A 21,247-nucleotide genomic window follows, 5' to 3' on the forward strand; every position below is an offset into this window, starting at 1 on the left:
TTATGAGCCTGACGTTTGTCAGTGAGCAGTTACTCGCTGTTAATAAGCTGAGTCATCAAGACCTTTTCTCGGTATTGGGTCAACTGGCCGAACGCCGCCTCGATTATGCCGATCTCTACTTTCAGTCCAGCTACCATGAAGCCTGGGTGATTGAGGATGGCATCATTAAAGATGGTTCTTACAATATCGATCAGGGCGTTGGTGTTCGTGCGGTCAGCGGCGAAAAGACCGGTTTTGCCTACGCAGATCAGATTACCTTGAATGCGTTACACCAAAGTGCCCAGGCTGCGCGCAGCATCGTGCGCGAAAATGGCAACGGCAAGGTGAAGACTCTGGGTGAGGTCGGCCATCAAGCGCTGTATCCGCTGCTCGATCCGCTGCAAAGCCTGCCACGCGAAGAGAAAATTGCCTTGCTGCACCGCGTTGATAAAGTCGCCCGTGCTGCTGACAAGCGCGTACAGGAAGTGACGGCCAGCATCACTGGTGTGTATGAGCAAGTGCTGGTGGCTGCGACAGACGGCACGTTGGCAGCGGACGTTCGTCCACTGGTGCGTTTTTCTGTCAGCGTGCTGGTTGAGGAAGAGGGTAAACGCGAGCGTGGTGCTAGCGGTGGCGGTGGTCGTTTCGGTTATGACTACTTCCTGGAAATCGTGGATGGTGAAGTGCGTGCTGACGTTTATGCTCAGGAAGCCGTACGTATGGCGCTGATCAATCTCTCTGCCGTTGCAGCTCCTGCTGGCACCATGCCGGTAGTGTTAGGGGCTGGTTGGCCGGGTGTGTTACTGCACGAAGCGGTAGGTCATGGGCTGGAAGGGGATTTCAACCGCCGTGGCACCTCGGTGTTCAGCGGTCAGATGGGTAAACTGGTTGCTTCAGAGCTTTGTACCGTGGTTGATGATGGCACTCTTCAAGGCCGCCGTGGTTCGCTGGCTATCGATGACGAAGGGGTTCCAGGCCAGTATAACGTGCTGATCGAAAACGGGATTCTGAAAGGCTACATGCAGGATAAGCTTAATGCGCGTCTGATGGGGGTCGCTCCCACCGGTAATGGCCGTCGTGAATCTTATGCTCATCTGCCCATGCCACGTATGACCAACACCTATATGTTGGCAGGTCATTCGACGCCGGAAGATATTATCGCCAGCGTTGAGTATGGTCTGTATGCGCCAAACTTTGGTGGTGGTCAGGTTGATATCACTTCCGGCAAGTTCGTGTTCTCCACTTCTGAAGCCTACCTTATTGAAAATGGACGTATCACCAAACCGGTGAAAGGGGCCACATTGATCGGTTCCGGCATCGAGGCGATGCAGCAAATCTCCATGGTTGGTAACGATCTGGCTCTTGATAAAGGGGTGGGGGTGTGTGGTAAAGAAGGTCAAAGCCTGCCTGTGGGGGTCGGCCAGCCAACGCTGAAGCTGGATTCGTTAACCGTCGGCGGCACCGCATAATTCACGTCTAAAAGCCCTGAGCGTTCTCACTCAGGGCGTCCTCAATGCCCTCGCTTATCTGCCCCGGGTTGCCAAAGGGCAGATAACTAGGATTTAACCTTCCAGTTCCAGCACCGGTTTTCTCTTCAGAACAACGCGCAGGACAAAGTAATACACGATACCCACCGCCAGCCAACTGAGGCCGAGGATTTTAGCTTCGATATCCATCTCGTACAGTACGAAACCGATAATCGCCAGACCAACCAGTGGGAACAGCAGGTGCTGTACCCAGGCGGTGGATTTCTGGCGAATGATATAGTGATTAATCACGGACAGATGCAGGATTAGGAAGCCCATCAACGCGCCGAAATTCACTAAACGGCTCAGGTTATCGATGCTGCCGTTGAAATAGAGCCCAGAGCCGAGTGAGATCACCGCAACCAGCAGCGTGCTGACATAGGGAGTCTTAAAGCGCGGATGCACCTTGGCCAGGATCTTCGGCAATTGACGGTCGCGCCCCATGGCGAAAAGAATACGCGAGATAGCTGCCTGAGCCACTAACGCATTGGCGATCCCCCATGAGAGTGCAGTAGCCCAGATGGTGACTTGCTTCAACCAGGTTCCGCCCGCCAGATTTGCGGTGTCATAGAATGCGGTGTCCAGATTAGTAAAGTTTTTACCTGCCGCAAGATCGGCGGCGATCCAGGTTTGCAGAATAAACAGCGTCCCTACCAACAGTAATGCATAGAGCGAAGCTTTCCCTATTGCATCGACCCCACCTTTACTCTCTTCAGAAAGCGTTGAAATCCCATCAAAGCCCAGGAAAGACAGCACGGCAATAGAGACGGCCCCCATTACCAAAGGCAGACTAAATTTCTCGGCGTTATACAGTGGGTTCAGCGTCAGGCCACCTGAGCCTTCACCGGAATACAGGGCAATCAAACCCATCACCACAAAGATGGTCAGGATCACGATCTCTGCGACCAGAATATAGCGGTTGGCCTTGGCGGTGAACTGAATACCGATCAGGTTGATCGCACTGTTGATCACGATAAACGTCACGATCCACACCCAGGCAGGAACGTCTGGCAGGATCGGGCCCAGCGCTGCAGCGCTGACGATATACAGTAACGAAGGCACCAGTATATAATCCAGCAGGATTAACCAACCGGCAAAGAAACCGACGGTTTCATGAATACCACGCTGTGCATAGGCATAGACTGAACCGGATACCGGAAAAGCCCGTGACATTGACCAGTAGCTCATGGCGGTAAAGAACATTGCTACCATACCAATCAGGTAAGCCAGCGCCACCATGCCTTGGGCTCCTTCCCACACGTAGCCAAATACGCCAAAGGGAGCAATGGGCACCATGAAGATCATGCCGTAAATCACCAGATCTTTCAGAGTCAGGGTGCGGTGCAGTTCCTGCTTATAGCCAAATTGTTCTACAGACATGTTTTGGCCCCTAGTCCAACTGAATATTTAGCTGTGCAGCAACGCTACGTGGTAGCGCGAAGCGGCAGGTTTTCAGCGGATCGACTACCTGGCAGATTTGCAGATCGCCAGTGATGCTCATCAGGTTGATGGCGTCGGCCAGCGAAATATGGCTGTAATCGGTGATAAAGTGCGCCATATTGCGTGTGGCCAGTTGAGCTGCTTCATCCAGCGTTTTGGCCGAGGCCAGCGTATACAGTGCGTCTGCGGTGCTCATCATTGGGGTAGGCAGTGCGCGGTTTTTTACCACGCTCAAATTCACTACCACTTCGCCAGGGATCTCTAGCCCGCAGACCGAGACTTCGCCATCGCCCATTGCGGCATGCAGATCGCCGAGGGCAAACAACGCCCCGGGAACGTTAACCGGAAGCCAGAGCGTGCAACCTTCGGTGATGATTTTGCAATCCATATTGCCGCCGTGGGCATCTGGTGTGCCGCATGGCACCGGTATCCCGGCGGGTGCAACGCCAATAACGCCAATCATCGGTTTTAATGGCCAGCGAACGCCACCTGGCAGCAATGCAAAGCCCTCTTCCAGGGGTACGGTACGGATCTGCGGTTGTTGCAGTTCATCACCGATCACGCCAAGACCCGGTGCGGTAACCATAACCGCCTGATTGCTGCGCGCTGTAATACGCTTGATTTCTACCCGTAAAACATCGCCAGGCATGGCATCCTTAACGTAAACAGGCCCGGTTGCCGGATTGATTCGGTTCCAATCCAAAGCAGTAAACTCGGCCTGTTCAGAAGCGATCTGATCTTCAAAACAATCGCAGGTTTCAAAACAAACGTCGCTGCCGCTGGCAATACTTGCCACAGGGGCATTATCACGCGACATGGCATAAACCACGTGCGAGCGGGGAATTCTTTCCATGGTGATTCCTGTCATTTAATGTTGTGCTGAGGTTTTATTATTGATGAGGGTGATTTCAATTTGACGAGCCAGCGCCATTTTTCTCGACTGATTAATAAATCACACCCGCAGGGGTAGAAGCAAGCACAGTCAAATCCCATCAGAACGGGGGCTGGGGTTAGGTTGGCTGGATATTCTTAAAATATTATCTGCGATAGTTTTTACGTTTAAATATTAAAATTTTATCAGCATAACTGCGCTATTGATGAGGGAAAGAACAAAATAGTTGATAACATATGTTTTATGAAGGTAAAAGTCTTCGTTTATGCGTATATAGTAGCGAAAAAACAATTTTTATATATTGAAAAGCTATATTACTAAGCGGATAAACCTTATTGCTTGTAACCAAAAAGAGTTGCTCTCTGCGTTGGCGTCAGGATGAGAGGAATTAACGGTAACCCTGATAAACCTCCGCCACGCGTTTGAAGTAATCTGTCAGATAGTTGATACACACCTGAACCTTCAGCGGCAGTTTATCCTTTTTGGTGTAAAGGGCGTAGATCGGGCGGGGTTCAGAGTAGTAACCTGCGAACAGGATCTCGATTTCTCCGCGTTTGATTTCTTCAATCACCCACATCAACGGTGCATAGGCAATTCCGGCTCCTGCCTTCAGCCAGCGGATCATGGTCTGCGAATCATTGGTTACAAAGCGCCCCTGTGGGGAAATTCGCGTGCTGATCCCTTCTGGTGCCATCAATTCAAACTCGCTGTCCGGTCTTACGCTGTACTCTAGCCAGGAAAAATTCCCCATATCACTGGGTTTCTGCGGCGTACCGTGCAGAGTAAGGTAGCTCTTGGCGGCACAAACCACCATCGGCATCGAACCCAATCGTTTGGAGAACAGGCTGGAATCCTGCAATGTTCCGGTGCGGATCACCAGATCCAACCCGTCGGCTATCAGATCGGGAGCTGGAATGCCGGTCACCAGATTCACTGTCAAACCAGGATATTCTTGCAGCATTTCAACAGCCATTGTCGATAACACGTTCTGCGCCATGGTGGAAGAACTGCCGATTCGCAACGTTCCGATTGGCGTGTTGTTCAGGGCATAAAGCTGTTCATGGACTTCTGTTACCTCCTGCAGCATGCGCCTACAGCCCTGGTAATAGATTTTACCTGCTTCAGTCAGGCCAATACTGCGTGTGCTGCGGTTAAGCAACTTCATCTGCAGATCATTTTCCAGTTTAGATACGGTCTGACTGATGGAGGAAACGCTCATGTCGAGCCGGCGTGCCGCTGCAGTGAATGAACCGCACTCGACTACTTTGGCAAACACCGACATACGCTTTAGTCTTTCCATTGTTCACTCTGGCTTAAAAGTGATTTAGATCACAAATTGTAGATGAGATATAGTAAGCAGGCTAATATAATGCGGTCGGGCGTATCCTTCGCCTTTCTAGCCGCAGTGTTATGGGCTGTGCCTGGTTGCTACTCGGAATCAGTTGGAGAATAAGGTGTTCTATACTCTAAATAATTCGAGTTGCATGTAGGCGGCAAGACCGAGCGTCGCCAGGAGCATAGCCCACTATGTGACTGGTGCGAACGGGTGCAGCCAACACCCAGGCAACTTGAAGTATGACGAGTATAAACGCTTTGGGGGTAATGATGTCACGGATACTGCCGTGGTTCGAGCACCCCGCTGGTAATCCATACATTCCCTTCCACGGAAATATGTTCTGAGTTTACCTCTTTTTCAGGTTCATGGCCTGGACAATAGGTTGCCCACCCTTGCTCTTGCAACCTCCGCCCGATAACGGTTTTTTGAGGTTGTCATAGCACCATGGTCTATTAAAGTGCATAGCCTTATCTGGGTGACAGTGTTTGGCGTCTGCTGGTTATAATGTAAATAGAATGTGATACGAGCAGTGCACGGTCCCGGTGCAGTAAACAATTAAGGAAAAAGTGATGAGTTTGCTTCCGGTCATGGTCATCTTCGGACTGTCGTTCCCTCCGGTTTTTTTTGTGCTTTTGGTGTCGCTGGTACTGTTTTTCATCTTACGTCGCCTGCTACAACCCACCGGCATTTACGATTTTGTCTGGCATCCGGCGTTATTCAATACTGCGCTGTATTGCTGTTTGTTTTATCTGGTTTCATCTCTTTTTTTCTGAGGTCGCTGTGAAAACTTTTTCATTGAAAATAACCCGAATTGCGATCACCTTGATCCTGATCTTGCTGGCGGCGATGGCCGTGTTCAAGGCCTGGGTGTTTTACACCGAGTCGCCGTGGACGCGTGATGCCAAATTTAGCGCCGATATTGTCGCTATTGCCCCTGATGTCAGCGGTTTGCTGACGGAGGTACCGGTCACGGACAACCAACTAGTGAAACAAGGCCAGGTTCTGTTTGTAATCGACCCGACACGTTATCAACAGGCGTTGGCACAGGCTAACGCCGATGTGGCTTATTATCAGGCGTTGACAGCAGAGAAACAGCGGGAGGCGGGGCGCCGTGTTCATCTGGGGATAAAGGCAATGTCGCAGGAAGAGATTGATCAATCCAGTAACGTGCTGCAAACCGTACAGCAGCAATTGGCGAAAGCGATCGCTGTCCGTGATTTGGCAAAGTTGGATCTTGAACGTACCACGGTACGTGCACCCGCTGATGGTTGGGTGACCAACCTGAATGTGCACGCGGGGGAATTTATCAACCGGGGGGCCACTGCGGTGGCATTAGTGAAGAAAAATACCTTCTATATCATCGCCTATTTGGAAGAAACCAAGCTTAACGGCCTGAACAAAGGAGATCGTGCAGAAATCACTCCCCTTGGCAGCAACCGCATTATGCGCGGTACTGTCGACAGTGTCGCCGCCGCGGTGAACAACAACAGTAGCTCTGTTAACAGCAAGGGATTAGCGTCCATCGACAGTAATCTGGAGTGGGTGCGCCTGGCACAGCGTGTACCAGTAAAAATCATTTTGGACGAGTTGGACCAGCAAAACCCTTATCCGGCGGGCACTACGGCTACCGTGGTCATTACTGGCAAGAGCGATCGCGCAACCAGCCGCTCGCCGCTTAGCAGACTAATGCACCGGTTACGTGAGTTTGGTTGATGAAAAACCCTACTTTTAGCCGCCTGAGGTTCTCTTTTAAGCTTAGCTTTGCGCTTGTCTTTGCGCTGTTTGTTGGCTTTCACCTACACCTGGAAACCCCTCGCTGGTCGGTGTTGACGGCCGCTATTGTGGTTGCTGGCCCGGCTTTTGCTGCCGGAGGCGAACCGTTTTCAGGTGCCATCCGTTATCGTGGTTGGCTGCGTATTTTCGGTACATTTGCAGGCTGTTTTGTCGGTTTGCTGATCATTGTTTTGTGTGCACGCGCGCCGGTAGTGATGCTAATGCTTTGCTGTATCTGGTTGGGGATTTGTACCTGGATCTCCTCATTGATTAAGGTCGAAAACTCCTACGCTTGGGGGTTGGCGGGCTATACGGCACTGATTATTATTGTGACTTCAGCATCGGCTCCCAACACGCTGCTGGCAGCCCCGCAGTTCGCTATAGAACGCTGTAGTGAGATTGTACTTGGTATCGTCAGTGCGGTTTTGGCTGACTTGCTGTTTTCACCCCGTTCAATCAAGCAGGATATCGATCGCGCGGTGGATCAATTGCTGGTCAAGCAATACAAACTGATGCAGATGTGTATCAGCAACGCAGAAAAAGAGGATATTGACCGCGTCTGGGGGGATTTGGTGAAAAGCACCACTGCGCTGAACGGGATGCGCAGCAATCTGATGCTGGAATCTTCACGTTGGCAGCGAGTTAACAGCCGTATGCTGGCGCTGCATACGCTCTCTCTTGAACTGATTACCCATGCTTGTGAAACCTATCTGATTCTGCTCAATCATCCTGATGCAGTGAAAGCAAATATCCGCGAACTGCTGATGGTGCCCGCGGAAAACCCAGCGGAGATCCATCAGCGTATGAAGCTGGTGCATCAGGTTCTGGCTATTAACCGCAGCGATGAAACGCTGCATACGGTCACCAGTTGGGTAGGCGCAGCAACGCGTTACCTGTTGGTGGCAAAAGGGGTGCATACCAACAGCAGTATCAATACGGTTGAAAGCGAGATACTTGCCGGAGAGGTGGTGGTGAAAAAACCATCGGCTGAAGGCCACCACGCGATGATTAACGGGCTACGCGCCTGGGTTGCCACATCCATCGGTTGTTTGTTCTGGTTGTGGACCGGTTGGACCTCGGGTAGCGGCTTTATGGTAATGATTGCCGTTGTCACTGCACTGGCGGTGCGCACACCGAATCCGAAAATGACGGCGTTAGACTTCCAGTTGGGCGTACTGATGGCGCTTCCTTTCGGCGCGCTGTTCTACATGTTTATCCTGCCTGCAACACAGCAAAGCATGCTCTTGCTGTGCCTGAGTCTAGGCATATTGGCATTCTTTATCGGTATCGAAGTGCAGAAACGGCGTCTGGGTTCATTAGGGACGTTGTTGAGTACCATCAATATCATCGTGTTGAGTAACCCGATGAGTTTTCACGTAAGTTCTTTTATCGATAGCGCCCTTGGCCAAATTATCGGTTGTTTTGTCGCCATGATCGTCTTGTTCCTGATCCGTGACACTTCGCGCGAACGCACGGGGCGCACGTTGATGAACCAACTTGTCAGCAGTGCCGTGTCGGCGTTGACTACCAAAGCCGCTCGCCGCCGGGAAAATCATCTGCCTGCGTTATATCAGCGCCTGAATCAACTTTTGATGATGTTCCCGAACGATATTGCCAAATACCGGCTGGCGCTCAATCTGATCATTGCCCACCAGCGGATGCAGATGGCCGAAATCCCGGATAGAGAGGAGCTTTCGGCATTTCATAAACAGATCCGCAGCACGGCTGATAGTGTGGTATCCGCGAAGAACGATACCAAACGTGCCTACTACTACGACCGTTTGCTGAAAGAGATGAACGAATACCAGCAGAAACTGGTAGAAAACAGCGCGCCGCTCAGCGTCACTGGGCCAGTAAAACGCCTGGCAGACATGTTACACCTCTATCGTCATGCTTTGATCGATTGATCTCCCTTCGCCCTCCGCGTTGATAATGGGCTTTTGGGTCTGCGACGGCACCACGGACAGTTAAGGGACACAGCCTAGTCACACTTTAGCGTGTATCTACAAGGTGTCAGATAGGTTGGAAAATGGCATGATTGTTTGCTCCTGCCATGTTGGGGGCACTGCCTGGTCATCTCATATTGATTATTTTTTGCTATAGATTCAGGGAAGTTATGAACAAACGTACGCTTGTGGCGATATTTATTGCCGTTATCGTGGCCGGTTTCAGCGCTCTGTATGGGAATGGAGAACGAGTTATTCCCCTTGTCTCTGCTTCAGCAGAGGGTATTGATAAGCTGACGGAACACAAGCAGGTCGTCAGCTATCTGCAGCAGCACCAACGGTTACCGAACTACTACATCACCAAAAAGCAGGCTCGCGAGCTGGGCTGGAATGCGCAAGACGGTAATCTGTGTAAGGTTTTGCCGGGCAAGGCGATTGGCGGGGATCGTTTTTCGAATCGTGAAGGGCGTTTACCTAAGGCAAACGGCCGGATATGGCGCGAGGCGGATATCAACTACCAATGCGGTCATCGCGGTGCCGAGCGGTTACTGTATTCTGATGACGGTTTGATTTTTGTCACACGCGACCATTATAAAAGCTTCATTCGGGTGGAGTGAGTCGATGGGGAAAATAGAGTTCGATTTTAACCAGATACCAGACTTACCGGCTTTCTATCGCCGCTTTGCTGACCAGTTTGCATTGGGTGAAGGATTTGGTGCTAATCTGGACGCGTTGTGGGATACGGTGACTGGCGGCATCCGCCTGCCGGTCGAGATTGAATTTATCAACCTCAATGCACGTCGCAAACGCCGTTTTGGTGCCATTATTCTGCTGTTTGAAGAAGCAGAAGAAGAGTTAGAGGGACAATTGCGCTTCAATATCCGTGAAACAGCTACACGGTAGTAGTGCATCACAGGGGAGAGCCCCTGTGATGCTGCGAGGGATCACTGCTGCGCCTCTGCCAGATCGCGCAGATACTGAAAGATTTGGCGGAAGGATTTTGGCGGCTTGTTAGCGGCCTTCTCTTTTTGCGCATTACGTACCAGCGCACGTAACTGCTGGCGATCCGCCTCTGGGTAGAGATCGAGTACCGACGGGATGGCATCATCACCTTCCTCTACCAGGCGATCGCGTAGCGCTTCCAACTTGTGGAACAGCGAAACCTGCTGGTTATGGCGGTTCTTCAGCTTGTCGAGTGCGGTCTGAATAGGCTCCACATCGCGAGCTCGTAGCATTTTTCCGATCAACTGTATCTGGCGACGGCGGCCTTCTTTCTTGATCTTCTGTGCCAGTTCAATGGCGGCGCGCAAGTCTTCATCCAACGGGATGCGTTCCAGTGCATTTTTACCCAGTTCAACCAGTTCGGTTCCCAGGTCTTTTAGCGCTTCGGCATCGCGTTTAATCTCACTTTTACTGACCCAGATAATCTCGTCATCGTCCTCGTTTTCGTTCTGCGGGACATCGTCGAGCCAGTCTTCGGGTTGTTTGGTCATGGTAGGCTCCGTTAAAAAGAGGCTAATCCTAACAGGTTGGTGGCTTTATGCGAAATTTCGCGCACTTCCTGTTAGACTCAAAAGTACGTAGGCTGTGGTTTGGTTCTCGCGCAACCCCATGCCGCCACGGCACTTTTCTCAACTATTTCCTGATTAATTATGGCAGATTGATGAAAGTAATCACGCAAGTTGCAGAACAGCGCAAAGCGCTGGAACAAGCCGTTTCACAGGCTTTAGAACTGGCACGTGCCGGTTCAGATGCGGCAGAAGTTGCCGTGACCAAAACGACCGGTATCAGCGTCAGCACCCGCTTCGGTGAGGTGGAGAACGTTGAATTCAACAGCGACGGCGCGCTCGGTATCACCGTTTATTATCAACAGCGCAAGGGCAGTGCCTCTTCCACCGATCTCAGTCCAGATGCTATTTCCCGCACCGTACAGGCGGCGCTGGATATTGCCCGTTTTACATCGCCAGATCCCCATGCGGGCCCGGCGGAAAAAGATCTGCTGGCGTTTGCAGCGCCTGACCTTGATCTGTTCCACCCTACAGAACTGGATGCGGACAGGGGCATTGAGTTGGCAGCTCGTGCCGAGCAGATTTCTTTGGCGGCAGATAAGCGCATTACCAACACCGAAGGCGGCAGTTTCAACAGCCATTATGGCATTAAGGTTTTTGGTAACAGCCACGGCATGCTGCAAAGCTATTGTTCCAGCCGTCATTCACTCTCCAGTTGTGTTATCGCTGAGCATGATGGCGATATGGAGCGTGACTACGCCTACACCGTGGGGCGCGCGATGGAGGATCTGGCAAGCCCTGAGTGGGTTGGCCAGGAATGTGCACGCCGTGCCCTGGCGCGTCTCTCTCCACGTAAGCTTTCCACCATGAAGGCCCCGGTACTGTTCTCGTCAGAGGTGGCAACCGGGTTGTTTGGTCATCTGGTAGGGGCGATCAGTGGCAGCAGTGTCTACCGCAAATCGACCTTCCTGCTGGACTCGTTAGGCAAGCAGATCCTGCCTGAGTGGATGACGATCGAAGAGCATCCGCATTTGCTAAAAGGGTTGGCCTCCACACCATTCGACAGTGAGGGTGTGCGTACGCAACGCCGCGACATCGTGAAAGACGGCGTGCTGCAGACCTGGCTATTGACCAGTTACGCTGCGCGTAAATTAGGGTTGCACAGTACTGGGCATGCGGGCGGGATCCACAACTGGCGTATTGCCGGGCAAGGGGATGATTTTGCCGGCATGCTTAAACAGTTGGGTACCGGCTTGGTGGTGACTGAACTGATGGGGCAGGGTGTCAGTGGTATTACCGGTGACTATTCGCGCGGTGCAGCAGGCTTTTGGGTGGAAAAGGGAGAGATCCAATACCCGGTCAGTGAGATCACCATCGCCGGTAATCTGAAAGATATGTTGCGTAATATTGTCAGCATTGGCAGCGATATTGAAACGCGCAGTAATATTCAATGTGGCTCCATTTTGCTACCGGAAATGAAAATTGCCGGCCAATAACCTCATGCCGTTGTGTTAAAGATGTCACCGCTCAGGTAAGGCGGTGGCATTATCCGCGTATTGGGCATTCTTGCCTGCCATATCCTCTTTTTCATCCGCTTTTGCAACTTTTCAGTTTCCGTTTTGTCATTATCTGCCTATGTTTATTGTGGGTTAACTAAAACAACAACTGGAAGGTAAACATGAAAAAAACATTAAAGGTATTAGCCATGCTGACGCTACTGGGGGCCAGTTCATGGTCGATAGCGGCCGACTTGGCTAATGACATGGACACGCTCGCCTCCAATTACAAAACCGTACTGAAAACCGACTCAGTGGATACTTTCAAGCAAAGCTTGCAAAAGATGCGTGATGCCGCAACGGACTCGATGAAGGGCACTCCACCCAAGCTGGGAAATAAAGCGCCCGACAGCCCAGAGATGCAGGGTTTTCGCCAAGGTCTGACTACGCTGATTGCGCAGATTGACCAATCGATGGCGTTGGCGAATCAGGGCAAGCTGGAAGATGCGCGCAAAGTGGCACAAGAGTTCAAACAAACCCGCGACACCAACCACAAGAAATTCCGCTAATCGCAGCCAATACCCATGCAACTTGAAGTATGACGAGCATGAAAGGGCGGCGCATGGCCGCCGCCCCTTATCATCTAGCGGTGATACTCACCCGCAGCTTCCGGCTGATACAGCAGTTCCAGCACTTCAATACGGGCTTCTTCGCCGTTCGGCAAACGCCAATTGATCTGTTTACCTACGTGCATACCCAACAGCGCGGCACCCAACGGAGCCATTACAGACAGCTGTTCATTGCTGTCTTTCAACGAAGCAGGGTAAACCAGCGTCCGCACATGTTCTTCTGAAGTATGCAGATCGCGAAAACGCACGCGGCTGTTCATGGTGACGACGTGTGCAGGGATTTGCGCTGGCGGCACGATGTCCGCACGATCCAGTTCAGCGTTCAGTGCAGCGGCGACGTCAGTGTTGGCAAAGGCTGGTTGTGCCAGTAGCGCATCCAAGCGTTCCGCATCCAGCTCATTAATGGTAATGGTCGGTTTGGTCATTCCACTCTCCAGTCCAATCAAAGGGCACCCTTTCTGTGCCAATAAATTCGGAAAAACAACACAAAGCAACACCCCCGCGCCAGTGGGAGCGGGGGTGTGAGAAATGTCGGTTTGTCCTATTGATAGTAGGCTGTTAACGCAGGAAAAGGAAGAGATCCCGGTCACGAAGTTTTTTCTACCGCTACGCTGACTGGAAACTGTTCGTTGCAATATCTTTTGGGTTTATCGGCAAAGCGTAAAGTTTTGCGAAATGGACCCCTTATCGTCACTTAATTTCCAGTTTGAACTGGAAAAAAACGGTCTACACACGAAATGCTCTAAAGGTTAGGGTAAAGACATCAAAGAAAGCGGATAAAGATAACCTCATTATACTTCAAGTTATCTGTATTTTGGCTGCTCTTGGCGGTCCCCTATCAGCATTTTCCTGGGGATTGATGAGTTTAGTGCCTTCATGCAGTGCAGATTATTTAGAGTAGACGTTGCTTTACCGTCAACAGAGAAATGACCGGATCCAGAGGTGACTGAAAAGTGAATGAAGGAACTATTTCGGTAAATAAAAAGGAACAGGCTGATATTAGCGAAGCTGCGGTTATCACGGCGCAGATGTTGGCAGATATCACCGTAATGTTGAATGCGAGAGATATTTTCACTAATGCAGTACAGCAACAAATGTTGGAGTCGCACATTCGCGCTATGGTGTTGCGATCAATAACCGGTGAGCCGCTGCCGGAAGTTGATAAATCCTTGTTCGATGAAATTTCTGCCGAGTCGATGCAATTGGCAGAGCAAGTGGTAAATAAACTGCCAACGCTTCCTATTGAAGAAGCTTACCTGCTTTCTGTTCATTTTGAAGTGGCTAAAGATAACCATCAATAGTGTTTAATAACTCAAATATAATCAGGAGAAAATACCATGGGTCAAATTACTGTTGTGATCGGCGATCGTTTGGGTAAAGGCCAGAAAGTGGGCCTGGGCATTGAGAGTGCGGGCGGCAAGGCGATAGTTATTCCGGGTATGGCCGCGGACATGAAGTTGGGCGATGTGATGAAAGCGGAAAATGCACAGCTTGGAATTTCATTCTGTGGCAGTGGCGGTGCAGGAGCGATTACCGCACAGACTAAATATGGTTATAAAGCCAAATATGGTATGCGTTCTATTGAAGAGGGCGTTACGGCAATCAATGAGGGCTATAACGTATTAGGTTTTGGCTTTATGGATAAAGAAGAGTTAGGTCAACGGTTAGTGGAGGCCTATATCAAAAAACATGGTACTCCATAATGAAAGAACACTACACAACATCGGTAAAGGTGGAGGGGAAGGGCGACAGTAAAGCAAAGGCCTTTGCCAGTGCATTGGCTAATGTACAGGGCGCGGTTTTAAAATCCACCAGTAATATTCTGCTGCGTATTGAACCGCAGGACGTCAAAATATTAAAGGCGGAAGAGAGAACCACCAAAGAAAAATTTCTTTTTTTCTTTCTGCCGCGTGAAAGAAAAAACTATGCCGTCTCTTTGGAAATAACTGTAAACGTGACGATTATCAATACAGAAAAGGTGGTTTTCGCCACGAAATAAAAATGTTATCCCCATCGTATTTAAGCTGCAGTGTTATTGGCTATAGCTTGAAATAGATAGGGTATAAGAGGGATATACTGATGTTTTTAATCATCTTATTTAAGTCGATTATTATCGGCGGATTGGTTGGTGTTGGCGTGGGGGCCGGGGCCGCACGTATGTTCCATGCTCCGACGACACAGGGGATGGGAGCGTTTCGTACTTTGGGGGAACTGAACTCCTGCGAAGGCGATCCGGCTTCTCACTTCTCGTTTGGTCTGGGTTTCTTCTTTAATGCCTGGGCGTCTTCCGTGGCAGCGGGTGCCTTCACTCAGGACGTGGACCATCGCATTATCCCCAACTGGGGTGCTGCAGCGCTGATGATCAAAAACCGCAACGTCGCTGAAACACTGCACGATCCGAAGAAAATGGCTATCGCTTGCGGCATCATCGGCATTCTGGTGGTGGCCTTCCTGAATAGCACCGCTTCTGCCGTACCGGCAGCATTACAGGTGACGGCAGTCAAAGTACTGGTACCGGCAGCCAACCTGCTGGTGAACACCGTGATGCCGGTCATCTTCTGGTTGGCCGCAATCGAAGCAGGCAAGCGTTCTGGTTTCTGGGGCACTATTTTTGGTGGCCTGGCGCAATTGATTATGGGTAATGCCGTACCGGGACTGGTACTGGGTATTCTCATCGGTAAAGGTGTTGAAGAAAGCGGTTGGAATAAAGTCACCAAAATTATGATGACGGTTATTGTGCTGCTGTTTGTACTGAGCGGCTTCTTCCGTGGCTTTGACATGAAACTTCTTGAGTCCTTCACGCTGGGTGTTCCCGGCTGGCTGGATGCCCTGCATAACACCCTGAGCGGTAAATAAGGAGCTGAATGATGGAAACGCAAACCCAAAAAGGCTTCTGGTATGCCGACTGGTCGTTCCCGATTTTTGTTGGCCTGCTTTCATCCGGCGTCTTTGCCGGGACACATATGTATTACTTGTATGGCATTGGCGCATTTAACGAAGTTGCCTTCGTTTCCATGTTGCGTGCCGGAATGGACACCGGGGTTTACGGTGCGGTAGCGGCATTCGGTGCCAGCTTCCTGTTTGCCCGTATCATCGAAGGTTCTCTGGTAGGGATCTTGGACATCGGTGGTGCGATCCAGACCGGGGTCGGCCTCGGGGTTCCGGCACTGCTGCTTGGTGCAGGCATTGTCTTCCCGGTTGCCAACTTCGCCGCCTCTTTGGTCACTGGCCTGGTGATTGGTCTGGCAATTGGCTACCTGATTATTCTGGCGCGTAAGTTCACCATCAACCAGAGCAACTCGACCTATGGTGCGGATGTAATGATGGGTGCGGGTAACTCCTCGGGGCGTTTCCTTGGGCCATTGATTATCCTCTCAGCCATAGCCGCCTCGATTCCTATCGGCGTGGGTTCTCTGTTGGGGGCACTGCTGTTCTATATCTGGGGCAAGCCGATCACCGGCGGCGCGATCCTGGGGGCAATGATTCTCGGGGCCATTTTCCCGGTAGCCATTTCTTAATAAATATTTCGCCCCTTGGGAGCTTCCTTGGGGCGAAGAGGAGTAGCGAAGTATGTATGACTTAATCATCCGGCGCGCCAGACTGGTGGATGACAGCCTGATCGATGTGGCGATTGAGGCGGGTAAAATCGCTGCGGTAGGGCACTTGCCTGCCGAGGCCAGCACTCGCAGACAACTGGATCTGGCGGGAAACTGCTGCCTGAGTGCAGGCTGGATCGATGCTCACGTACACTGTTACCCCTCCTCACCTATTTATCACGATGAACCTGATCTGGTCGGTGTTGCTAGCGGTGTGACCTCGGTGGTGGATGCTGGCAGCACCGGCACTGATGATATTGATGAGTTCTATACCCTGACGCGCAACGCCAAGACCAACGTTTTTGCCTTCCTGAATATCTCGCGCATCGGTCTGCTGCGACAAAATGAGCTGGCCGATCTGGCTGATATCAATAAGCAGGAGGTGAAGAGGGCCATCGACGGGAAACCCGGTTTTATCATTGGCATCAAGGCCCGAATGAGCAGCAGCGTGGTAGGTCAGAATGGCACCAAACCTTTGGTGCTAGCGAAAGAGATCCAACAGGAAAACCAGCAACTGCCTTTGATGGTGCATATTGGTAACAATCCCCCGGATTTGGACGAAATCGCCGATCTGCTGACGCAAGGCGACATCATCACCCATTGTTACAACGGCAAACCGAACCGCATTCTGACTCCTGCAGGTACGCTGCGTGAATCAATCCAACGAGCACTGAAACGTGGGGTGCTGCTTGATGTGGGCCACGGTACTGCCAGTTTTAGTTTTGAGGTTGCGCGGCAGGCGATTGCGCTGGGGATTTTCCCGCACACCATCAGTTCTGATATCTATTGCCGTAACCGCATGGCGGGTCCGGTGCATAGCCTGGCGGCGGTGATGTCCAAATTCCTCACCGTTGGGCTCACTCTGCCGCAGGTGATTAGCTGCGTCACGGAAAATGCCGCTGCGGCATTACGCCTGACGACCAAGGGGCAATTGAAGCCCGGTTTTGATGCCGACCTGACCATTTTTGAGCTCCGTAGAGGGCCGCAGGTGTTTGCCGATTCCGAAGGGGAGTCGGTCAATGGTGAACAACTGCTGGTGCCGCTGGCCGCCGTGGTGGCTGGGGAAGTCCTATTAACCGATGAAGGAAAAGCTGCCAATGTCTTCAGTCTATGAAAAATATAACTTAAAACAGGTTATCAATACTTCTGGTCGCATGACCATTCTTGGCGTTTCTACGCCAGGCCAGGACGTGATCGACGCCGTAGATTACGGCCTGAATCATTACTTTGAAATCAAGGATCTGGTCAACAAGACCGGTGCCTACATTGCCGGTCTGTTGAAAGTGGAAGATGCGGTGGTGGTTTCCTGTGCTTCTGCCGGTATTGCCCAATCGGTTGCTGCAGTGATCGTCAAGGACAGTGCCAATCTGTTGGTCAACCTGCATTCGGCCCCGGTCAATGAACCGCGTGAGATCGTACTGCCGCGTGGGCATAACGTGAACTACGGGGCACCCGTTGACACTATGGTAGCCCTTGGCGGCGGTAAAGTGGTGGAAGCGGGTTACGCCAACGAATGTTCGCCCGAGCAGATTGAAGCCTGTATCACTCCGCAAACCGCTGCAGTTCTGTATGTGAAGTCTCACCACTGCGTGCAGAAGAGCATTCTCTCCGTCGAGCAGGCGGCAGAGGTAGCACACAAACATAATTTACCGCTAATCGTCGATGCCGCCGCCGAAGAAGATCTGATGTGTTACTACCAGATGGGGGCCGACCTGGTGATCTACAGCGGTGCTAAAGCGATAGAAGGGCCAACCAGCGGTTTGGTGATTGGCAGGAAGCAATACGTGGCATGGGTCAAGCGGCAGACCGATGGCATTGGCCGGGCGATGAAGGTCGGCAAAGAGGGCATTCTTGGCCTGACACAGGCGATTGAAAGCTATCTGACGCTAGAGAAAACCACTGGCGCGCAGATGGTTGAGCGCATGACGCCGTTTATCACTCAGCTTAATACGCTGAAAGGCATTAGCGCTAAAACCGTTTGGGACAGTGCCGGGCGCGATATCGCCCGGGCAGAAATTACCTTTGATGAAGCTGTTCTGGGTATGTCGACGGTCGATATCGTCAAGCGGCTGAAAACGGGTGACATCGCTATCTATTTTCGTGGCTACAAAGCCAATGAAGGCAAAATTGAAGTGGACGTCCGCAGTGTCAACGAACAGCAGTTGATGACGGTTTTCACCTGTATTAAGAATCTGTTTACGGAGTAACAAGCATGAAGCTGAAGCCTAATTATTATAAAGATCGCGTTTGTCTGAACGTGCTGGCCGGATCGAAAGCGAATGCGCAGGAAATCTATAATGCTGCGGAGGGGCACGTGCTGGTGGGCGTTCTTTCCAAAAACTATCCAGACGTTGAAAGTGCGCTGACCGATATGTCGAGCTATGCACGCTTGATCGAGAATGCGCTCTCCGTGGGCCTGGGAACTGGCGATCCGAATCAGTCGGTCATGGTCAGCCTGATTTCCCAGTATGTTCAGCCGCAGCATGTGAACCAGGTATTTACCGGTGTCGGCACCAGCCGAGCTTTGTTGGGGCAGAATGACACCGTGGTCAATGGCCTGGTATCACCTACTGGCCGTATCGGTTGGGTGAAAATCTCAACCGGGCCGCTAAGTTCCCAGGCTGCGGATGGGATCGTACCGGTAGAGACGGCCATTGCCCTGCTTAAAGACATGGGGGGCAGTTCGATAAAATACTTCCCTATGGGGGGGCTGAAACATAAAGATGAGTACCAGTACGTGGCGCAAGCCTGTGCCGAGCATGACTTTATGCTGGAACCTACCGGCGGGATTGATCTGGAGAACTACGAGCCGATCCTTGAAATCGCATTGAAAGCTGGGGTGAAACAGGTGATCCCGCATATCTATAGCTCGATTATAGATCCAGCTAGCGGACATACGCGCCCACAAGATGTAAAAATCCTGTTAGAGATAACCAAAAAGCTGGTGGGCTAGGGTAGCTCTTGGCACATGGTGTGCTACCGGCGCTGAAGTCGCATATTGCCTGTCTGATGCACTCAGGCGGGCACTTTTATAACGGAAAAAGTATGGTGAGATTCCCCTACCCTCGTTTGGCATATCTGTTTGATGCGTTGCAGTCCGAGACACTGCCGCAGGATGAATTGGCGAAGCGTTTTGCCGTTTCGACCCGAACCGTACGGGCAGATATCACGGCGCTGAATGACATTCTGCAAAATTATGGGGCGCAGTTCGTGCATAACCGTGGAGCGGGTTATTGCCTGCAGGTACACGATCAAGCCTTGTTTGGTACGTTACAGCATCAAGAACGCAAAAAATCAGCCACGCCGCGCAGTGCGCAAGAGCGGGTAAATTATCTGTTGATTCGTTTTTTGACCTCAGCCTTCTCAATGAAGCTGGAAGATTTGGCCGATGAATGGTTTGTTAGCCGCGGTACGCTACAGAACGACATGGCTGAGGTGAGGGAGCGCCTGGCGCATTACCAGTTAACCATTGAAACCAAACCGCGTTACGGGATGAAGCTGTTTGGATCAGAAATGGCGATCCGCAGCTGTTTGACGGACTTGCTGTTTCAACTGCATCTGGCGGATGCGGCAAACCCATTACTGAACAATCAGATCCTCCACCAACCGCAAGTGGCTATTTTTGCAGGGTTACTGCATCCGCTACTCGCACAATATGCCATTCGTCTGACGGACGAAGGTGAGCAATACCTGATCTTTTATTGCGCGGTAGCGCTACGGCGTATCGCGGACGGCTATCCATTACAGGATTTTGAGGTGGAAGACGGCGACGACGCAGTGCGCAAAGTATCCACCAAGCTGGCTGGTGAACTGCGTAAGGCGGCAGCTAAAGAGATTTCAGCGGCTGAGGAAGCCTACTTGCGGGTCAATATTGCTGCACGGCGGGTACAGGAAGTGCAGCCCACCAAGATCAATGCTGATGATGAAGAAGCGCTGGTGGATTACATTCTCTGCTATATCAACTCGCACTATAACTACAACCTACAGGGTGACAAACAGCTACGAGCCGATCTGCTCACCCATATCAAGACCATGATCACCCGGGTGAAATATCAGATTAACATCCCGAATCCGCTGTTAGCGAACATCAAACAGCATTATCCCATGGCCTACGATGTGACGTTGGCGGCGGTTTCAAGCTGGGGCAAACATACGCCTTACACCTTGAGTGAGAATGAAATTGGCTATCTGGTGCTGCACATCGGTGTTGGCCTTGAACGGCACTACAATATTGGTTATCAGCGTCACCCACAGGTGATGCTGGTATGTGATACCGGAAACTCAACGGTGCGGATGATCCAGGCTCAGGTCGCGCGTAAATACCCGCAACTGGTGATGACGCGCATCGTTTCACTGCGTGATTACGAGAGCCTCGATCACATCGAAGAAGACTTTATTATTTCCAATGCGCGCATCGGTGAGAAGAATAAACCGGTCGTCGTGATGTCGCCGTTTCCCACCGACTATCAGTTGGAGCAATTGGGTAAGCTGGTGCTGGTGGATCGTACCAGGCCTTACATGCTGGAAAAGTTCTTCGATGCCAGCCATTTTATGATCGTCAACGAACCCTTGACGCAAGAGCAGTTGTTTAAGAAGGTTTGCGCTCAACTGGAGCAGGAAGAGTATGTCGGCAGTGATTTTTACCCTTCAGTAGTAGAGCGTGAGGCCATTGTTTCTACCTTGCTGGGAGAAGGGATCGCCCTGCCGCACTCACTCGGGCTGTTAGCGAAAAAGACAGTGGTGGTTACGCTGTTGGCACCTCAAGGGATTTCCTGGGGCGAAGGGGAAGTGGCTCACGTTATCTTTCTGCTGGCAATTAGCAAAAGCGATTACGAAGAAGCGATGGCGATCTACGACCTGTTCGTCACCTTTGTGCGTGAACGTTCAATGAGCCGTTTGCTAGGCAGTGAAGATTTCGACAGTTTTAAAGCGGTTGCGTTGGATTGCTTGAGCCGCATCTAAGCGGTGGCCGCCAGCAGCCAATTTACAGGTATTCCCCTCTTGGTACGCGGAGGGGAACCCTACTCATTTCTTCTTCTTGCCAAATATTTTCAGCAGTGCACCGATCAGCAGGCCCACGGCAATACCGGTCAAGATCCAGTCAATAATACCCATTGTTTATTCTC

At 51.4% G+C, this 21,247-nt stretch carries 22 protein-coding genes; 17 read left to right on the forward strand and 5 right to left on the reverse strand.

Features of this window, described 5'->3' with window-relative positions; translation table 11 throughout:
- The first annotated feature begins 2 nt into the window (after positions 1-2).
- On the forward strand, positions 3-1,448 hold the full coding sequence (gene tldD / locus SAQUA_RS02360; RefSeq protein ID WP_380677428.1) for a metalloprotease TldD: 1,446 nt from the start codon (positions 3-5) through the stop codon (positions 1,446-1,448).
- 93 nt (positions 1,449-1,541) lie between these two features.
- Here the strand turns inward: tldD and SAQUA_RS02365 are convergent, their stop codons facing one another.
- The 3 genes from SAQUA_RS02365 to aaeR all read right to left on the reverse strand — a co-directional run bounded on the left by SAQUA_RS02365 (position 1,542) and on the right by aaeR (position 5,137).
- Positions 1,542-2,885: an APC family permease gene (locus SAQUA_RS02365; RefSeq protein WP_380677430.1), complete on the reverse strand. Its 1,344-nt coding sequence runs from the start codon at positions 2,883-2,885 to the stop codon at positions 1,542-1,544.
- A 10-nt stretch (positions 2,886-2,895) separates the two neighbouring features.
- Complete coding sequence (locus tag SAQUA_RS02370) at positions 2,896-3,798, reverse strand: acetamidase/formamidase family protein (protein ID WP_380677432.1); 903 nt, start codon at positions 3,796-3,798, stop codon at positions 2,896-2,898.
- A gap of 427 nt (positions 3,799-4,225) precedes the next feature.
- Positions 4,226-5,137, reverse strand: a complete 912-nt coding sequence (gene aaeR / locus SAQUA_RS02375; RefSeq protein WP_380677434.1) for an HTH-type transcriptional activator AaeR — start codon at positions 5,135-5,137, stop codon at positions 4,226-4,228.
- 605 nt (positions 5,138-5,742) lie between these two features.
- Here aaeR and aaeX point away from each other — a divergent pair.
- From aaeX to SAQUA_RS02400, 5 genes are all read left to right on the forward strand, one after another.
- Positions 5,743-5,946, forward strand: a complete 204-nt coding sequence (aaeX, locus tag SAQUA_RS02380; protein WP_380677436.1) for a p-hydroxybenzoic acid efflux pump operon protein AaeX — start codon at positions 5,743-5,745, stop codon at positions 5,944-5,946.
- A 7-nt stretch (positions 5,947-5,953) separates the two neighbouring features.
- Positions 5,954-6,886, forward strand: coding sequence for a p-hydroxybenzoic acid efflux pump subunit AaeA (gene aaeA, locus SAQUA_RS02385; RefSeq protein WP_380677438.1), 933 nt, complete (start codon positions 5,954-5,956; stop codon positions 6,884-6,886).
- Positions 6,886-8,853: a p-hydroxybenzoic acid efflux pump subunit AaeB gene (gene aaeB, locus SAQUA_RS02390; protein WP_380677440.1), complete on the forward strand. Its 1,968-nt coding sequence runs from the start codon at positions 6,886-6,888 to the stop codon at positions 8,851-8,853. The genes aaeA and aaeB overlap by 1 nt, the downstream gene beginning before the upstream one ends.
- A gap of 209 nt (positions 8,854-9,062) precedes the next feature.
- The gene (locus SAQUA_RS02395; RefSeq protein WP_380677442.1) at positions 9,063-9,509 is read left to right on the forward strand and encodes a ribonuclease; all 447 of its coding nucleotides are present in this window, start codon (positions 9,063-9,065) and stop codon (positions 9,507-9,509) included.
- Between the two features lie 4 nt (positions 9,510-9,513).
- Positions 9,514-9,795 carry a barstar family protein gene (locus tag SAQUA_RS02400; RefSeq protein WP_380677444.1) on the forward strand — a complete coding sequence of 94 codons (282 nt, stop codon included), beginning with the start codon at positions 9,514-9,516 and terminating at the stop codon, positions 9,793-9,795.
- A gap of 41 nt (positions 9,796-9,836) precedes the next feature.
- On the opposite strand, the gene yjgA is transcribed toward SAQUA_RS02400, so the two are convergent.
- Entirely contained in the window at positions 9,837-10,385 is a 549-nt protein-coding gene (yjgA, locus tag SAQUA_RS02405) for a ribosome biogenesis factor YjgA (protein ID WP_380677446.1), read from the reverse strand.
- Between the two features lie 170 nt (positions 10,386-10,555).
- Between yjgA and pmbA the strand changes: the two genes are divergently transcribed.
- Entirely contained in the window at positions 10,556-11,896 is a 1,341-nt protein-coding gene (gene pmbA, locus SAQUA_RS02410; protein ID WP_380678222.1) for a metalloprotease PmbA, read from the forward strand.
- A gap of 182 nt (positions 11,897-12,078) precedes the next feature.
- Positions 12,079-12,465 (forward strand): cytochrome b562, encoded by a 387-nt coding sequence (gene cybC, locus SAQUA_RS02415; RefSeq protein WP_380677448.1) that lies wholly within the window; start codon positions 12,079-12,081, stop codon positions 12,463-12,465.
- Between the two features lie 74 nt (positions 12,466-12,539).
- Here the strand turns inward: cybC and rnk are convergent, their stop codons facing one another.
- Entirely contained in the window at positions 12,540-12,950 is a 411-nt protein-coding gene (gene rnk, locus SAQUA_RS02420; RefSeq protein ID WP_380677450.1) for a nucleoside diphosphate kinase regulator, read from the reverse strand.
- Positions 12,951-13,553: 603 nt separating this feature from the next.
- Between rnk and SAQUA_RS02425 the strand changes: the two genes are divergently transcribed.
- The 9 genes from SAQUA_RS02425 (at position 13,554) to SAQUA_RS02465 (ending at position 21,083) form a co-directional block, all read left to right on the forward strand.
- Positions 13,554-13,826, forward strand: a complete 273-nt coding sequence (locus SAQUA_RS02425) for a glycine dehydrogenase (protein ID WP_404413198.1) — start codon at positions 13,554-13,556, stop codon at positions 13,824-13,826.
- Positions 13,827-13,862: 36 nt separating this feature from the next.
- Complete coding sequence (locus SAQUA_RS02430) at positions 13,863-14,228, forward strand: glycine-rich SFCGS family protein (RefSeq protein ID WP_380677452.1); 366 nt, start codon at positions 13,863-13,865, stop codon at positions 14,226-14,228.
- Positions 14,228-14,524 (forward strand): DUF4312 family protein, encoded by a 297-nt coding sequence (locus SAQUA_RS02435; protein WP_380677454.1) that lies wholly within the window; start codon positions 14,228-14,230, stop codon positions 14,522-14,524. Before SAQUA_RS02430 ends, SAQUA_RS02435 begins: the two co-directional genes overlap by 1 nt.
- An 80-nt stretch (positions 14,525-14,604) precedes the next feature.
- A complete protein-coding gene (locus tag SAQUA_RS02440; RefSeq protein WP_380677456.1) occupies positions 14,605-15,381 on the forward strand; it encodes a DUF4311 domain-containing protein in 777 nt (258 codons plus the stop codon).
- 11 nt (positions 15,382-15,392) lie between these two features.
- A complete protein-coding gene (locus SAQUA_RS02445; protein WP_380678226.1) occupies positions 15,393-16,043 on the forward strand; it encodes a DUF4310 family protein in 651 nt (216 codons plus the stop codon).
- Between the two features lie 52 nt (positions 16,044-16,095).
- Complete coding sequence (locus tag SAQUA_RS02450; protein ID WP_380677458.1) at positions 16,096-17,235, forward strand: amidohydrolase/deacetylase family metallohydrolase; 1,140 nt, start codon at positions 16,096-16,098, stop codon at positions 17,233-17,235.
- Positions 17,219-18,328 carry a DgaE family pyridoxal phosphate-dependent ammonia lyase gene (locus SAQUA_RS02455; RefSeq protein WP_380677460.1) on the forward strand — a complete coding sequence of 370 codons (1,110 nt, stop codon included), beginning with the start codon at positions 17,219-17,221 and terminating at the stop codon, positions 18,326-18,328. Before SAQUA_RS02450 ends, SAQUA_RS02455 begins: the two co-directional genes overlap by 17 nt.
- 5 nt (positions 18,329-18,333) lie before the next feature.
- Positions 18,334-19,074, forward strand: a complete 741-nt coding sequence (locus SAQUA_RS02460) for a 2-dehydro-3-deoxy-phosphogluconate aldolase (RefSeq protein ID WP_380677462.1) — start codon at positions 18,334-18,336, stop codon at positions 19,072-19,074.
- Between the two features lie 92 nt (positions 19,075-19,166).
- Positions 19,167-21,083 (forward strand): BglG family transcription antiterminator, encoded by a 1,917-nt coding sequence (locus SAQUA_RS02465; RefSeq protein ID WP_380677464.1) that lies wholly within the window; start codon positions 19,167-19,169, stop codon positions 21,081-21,083.
- Positions 21,084-21,247: the final 164 nt, after the last annotated feature.

Source organism: Serratia aquatilis (assembly GCF_044865145.1).
GTDB lineage: Bacteria > Pseudomonadota > Gammaproteobacteria > Enterobacterales > Enterobacteriaceae > Chania > Chania aquatilis.

Coding starts and splice junctions, on each gene's coding strand:
- cybC (WP_380677448.1), top strand. CDS start 12,079: ATGAAAAAAACATTAAAGGTATTAGCCATGCTGACGCTACTGGGGGCC.
- SAQUA_RS02465 (WP_380677464.1), top strand. CDS start 19,167: ATGGTGAGATTCCCCTACCCTCGTTTGGCATATCTGTTTGATGCGTTG.
- SAQUA_RS02400 (WP_380677444.1), top strand. CDS start 9,514: ATGGGGAAAATAGAGTTCGATTTTAACCAGATACCAGACTTACCGGCT.
- SAQUA_RS02425 (WP_404413198.1), top strand. CDS start 13,554: ATGTTGGCAGATATCACCGTAATGTTGAATGCGAGAGATATTTTCACT.
- tldD (WP_380677428.1), top strand. CDS start 3: ATGAGCCTGACGTTTGTCAGTGAGCAGTTACTCGCTGTTAATAAGCTG.
- rnk (WP_380677450.1), bottom strand. CDS start 12,950: ATGACCAAACCGACCATTACCATTAATGAGCTGGATGCGGAACGCTTG.
- SAQUA_RS02440 (WP_380677456.1), top strand. CDS start 14,605: ATGTTTTTAATCATCTTATTTAAGTCGATTATTATCGGCGGATTGGTT.
- pmbA (WP_380678222.1), top strand. CDS start 10,556: ATGAAAGTAATCACGCAAGTTGCAGAACAGCGCAAAGCGCTGGAACAA.
- SAQUA_RS02460 (WP_380677462.1), top strand. CDS start 18,334: ATGAAGCTGAAGCCTAATTATTATAAAGATCGCGTTTGTCTGAACGTG.
- aaeR (WP_380677434.1), bottom strand. CDS start 5,137: ATGGAAAGACTAAAGCGTATGTCGGTGTTTGCCAAAGTAGTCGAGTGC.
- SAQUA_RS02370 (WP_380677432.1), bottom strand. CDS start 3,798: ATGGAAAGAATTCCCCGCTCGCACGTGGTTTATGCCATGTCGCGTGAT.
- SAQUA_RS02365 (WP_380677430.1), bottom strand. CDS start 2,885: ATGTCTGTAGAACAATTTGGCTATAAGCAGGAACTGCACCGCACCCTG.
- SAQUA_RS02395 (WP_380677442.1), top strand. CDS start 9,063: ATGAACAAACGTACGCTTGTGGCGATATTTATTGCCGTTATCGTGGCC.
- SAQUA_RS02445 (WP_380678226.1), top strand. CDS start 15,393: ATGGAAACGCAAACCCAAAAAGGCTTCTGGTATGCCGACTGGTCGTTC.
- SAQUA_RS02455 (WP_380677460.1), top strand. CDS start 17,219: ATGTCTTCAGTCTATGAAAAATATAACTTAAAACAGGTTATCAATACT.
- SAQUA_RS02435 (WP_380677454.1), top strand. CDS start 14,228: ATGAAAGAACACTACACAACATCGGTAAAGGTGGAGGGGAAGGGCGAC.
- SAQUA_RS02430 (WP_380677452.1), top strand. CDS start 13,863: ATGGGTCAAATTACTGTTGTGATCGGCGATCGTTTGGGTAAAGGCCAG.
- aaeB (WP_380677440.1), top strand. CDS start 6,886: ATGAAAAACCCTACTTTTAGCCGCCTGAGGTTCTCTTTTAAGCTTAGC.
- aaeX (WP_380677436.1), top strand. CDS start 5,743: ATGAGTTTGCTTCCGGTCATGGTCATCTTCGGACTGTCGTTCCCTCCG.
- SAQUA_RS02450 (WP_380677458.1), top strand. CDS start 16,096: ATGTATGACTTAATCATCCGGCGCGCCAGACTGGTGGATGACAGCCTG.
- yjgA (WP_380677446.1), bottom strand. CDS start 10,385: ATGACCAAACAACCCGAAGACTGGCTCGACGATGTCCCGCAGAACGAA.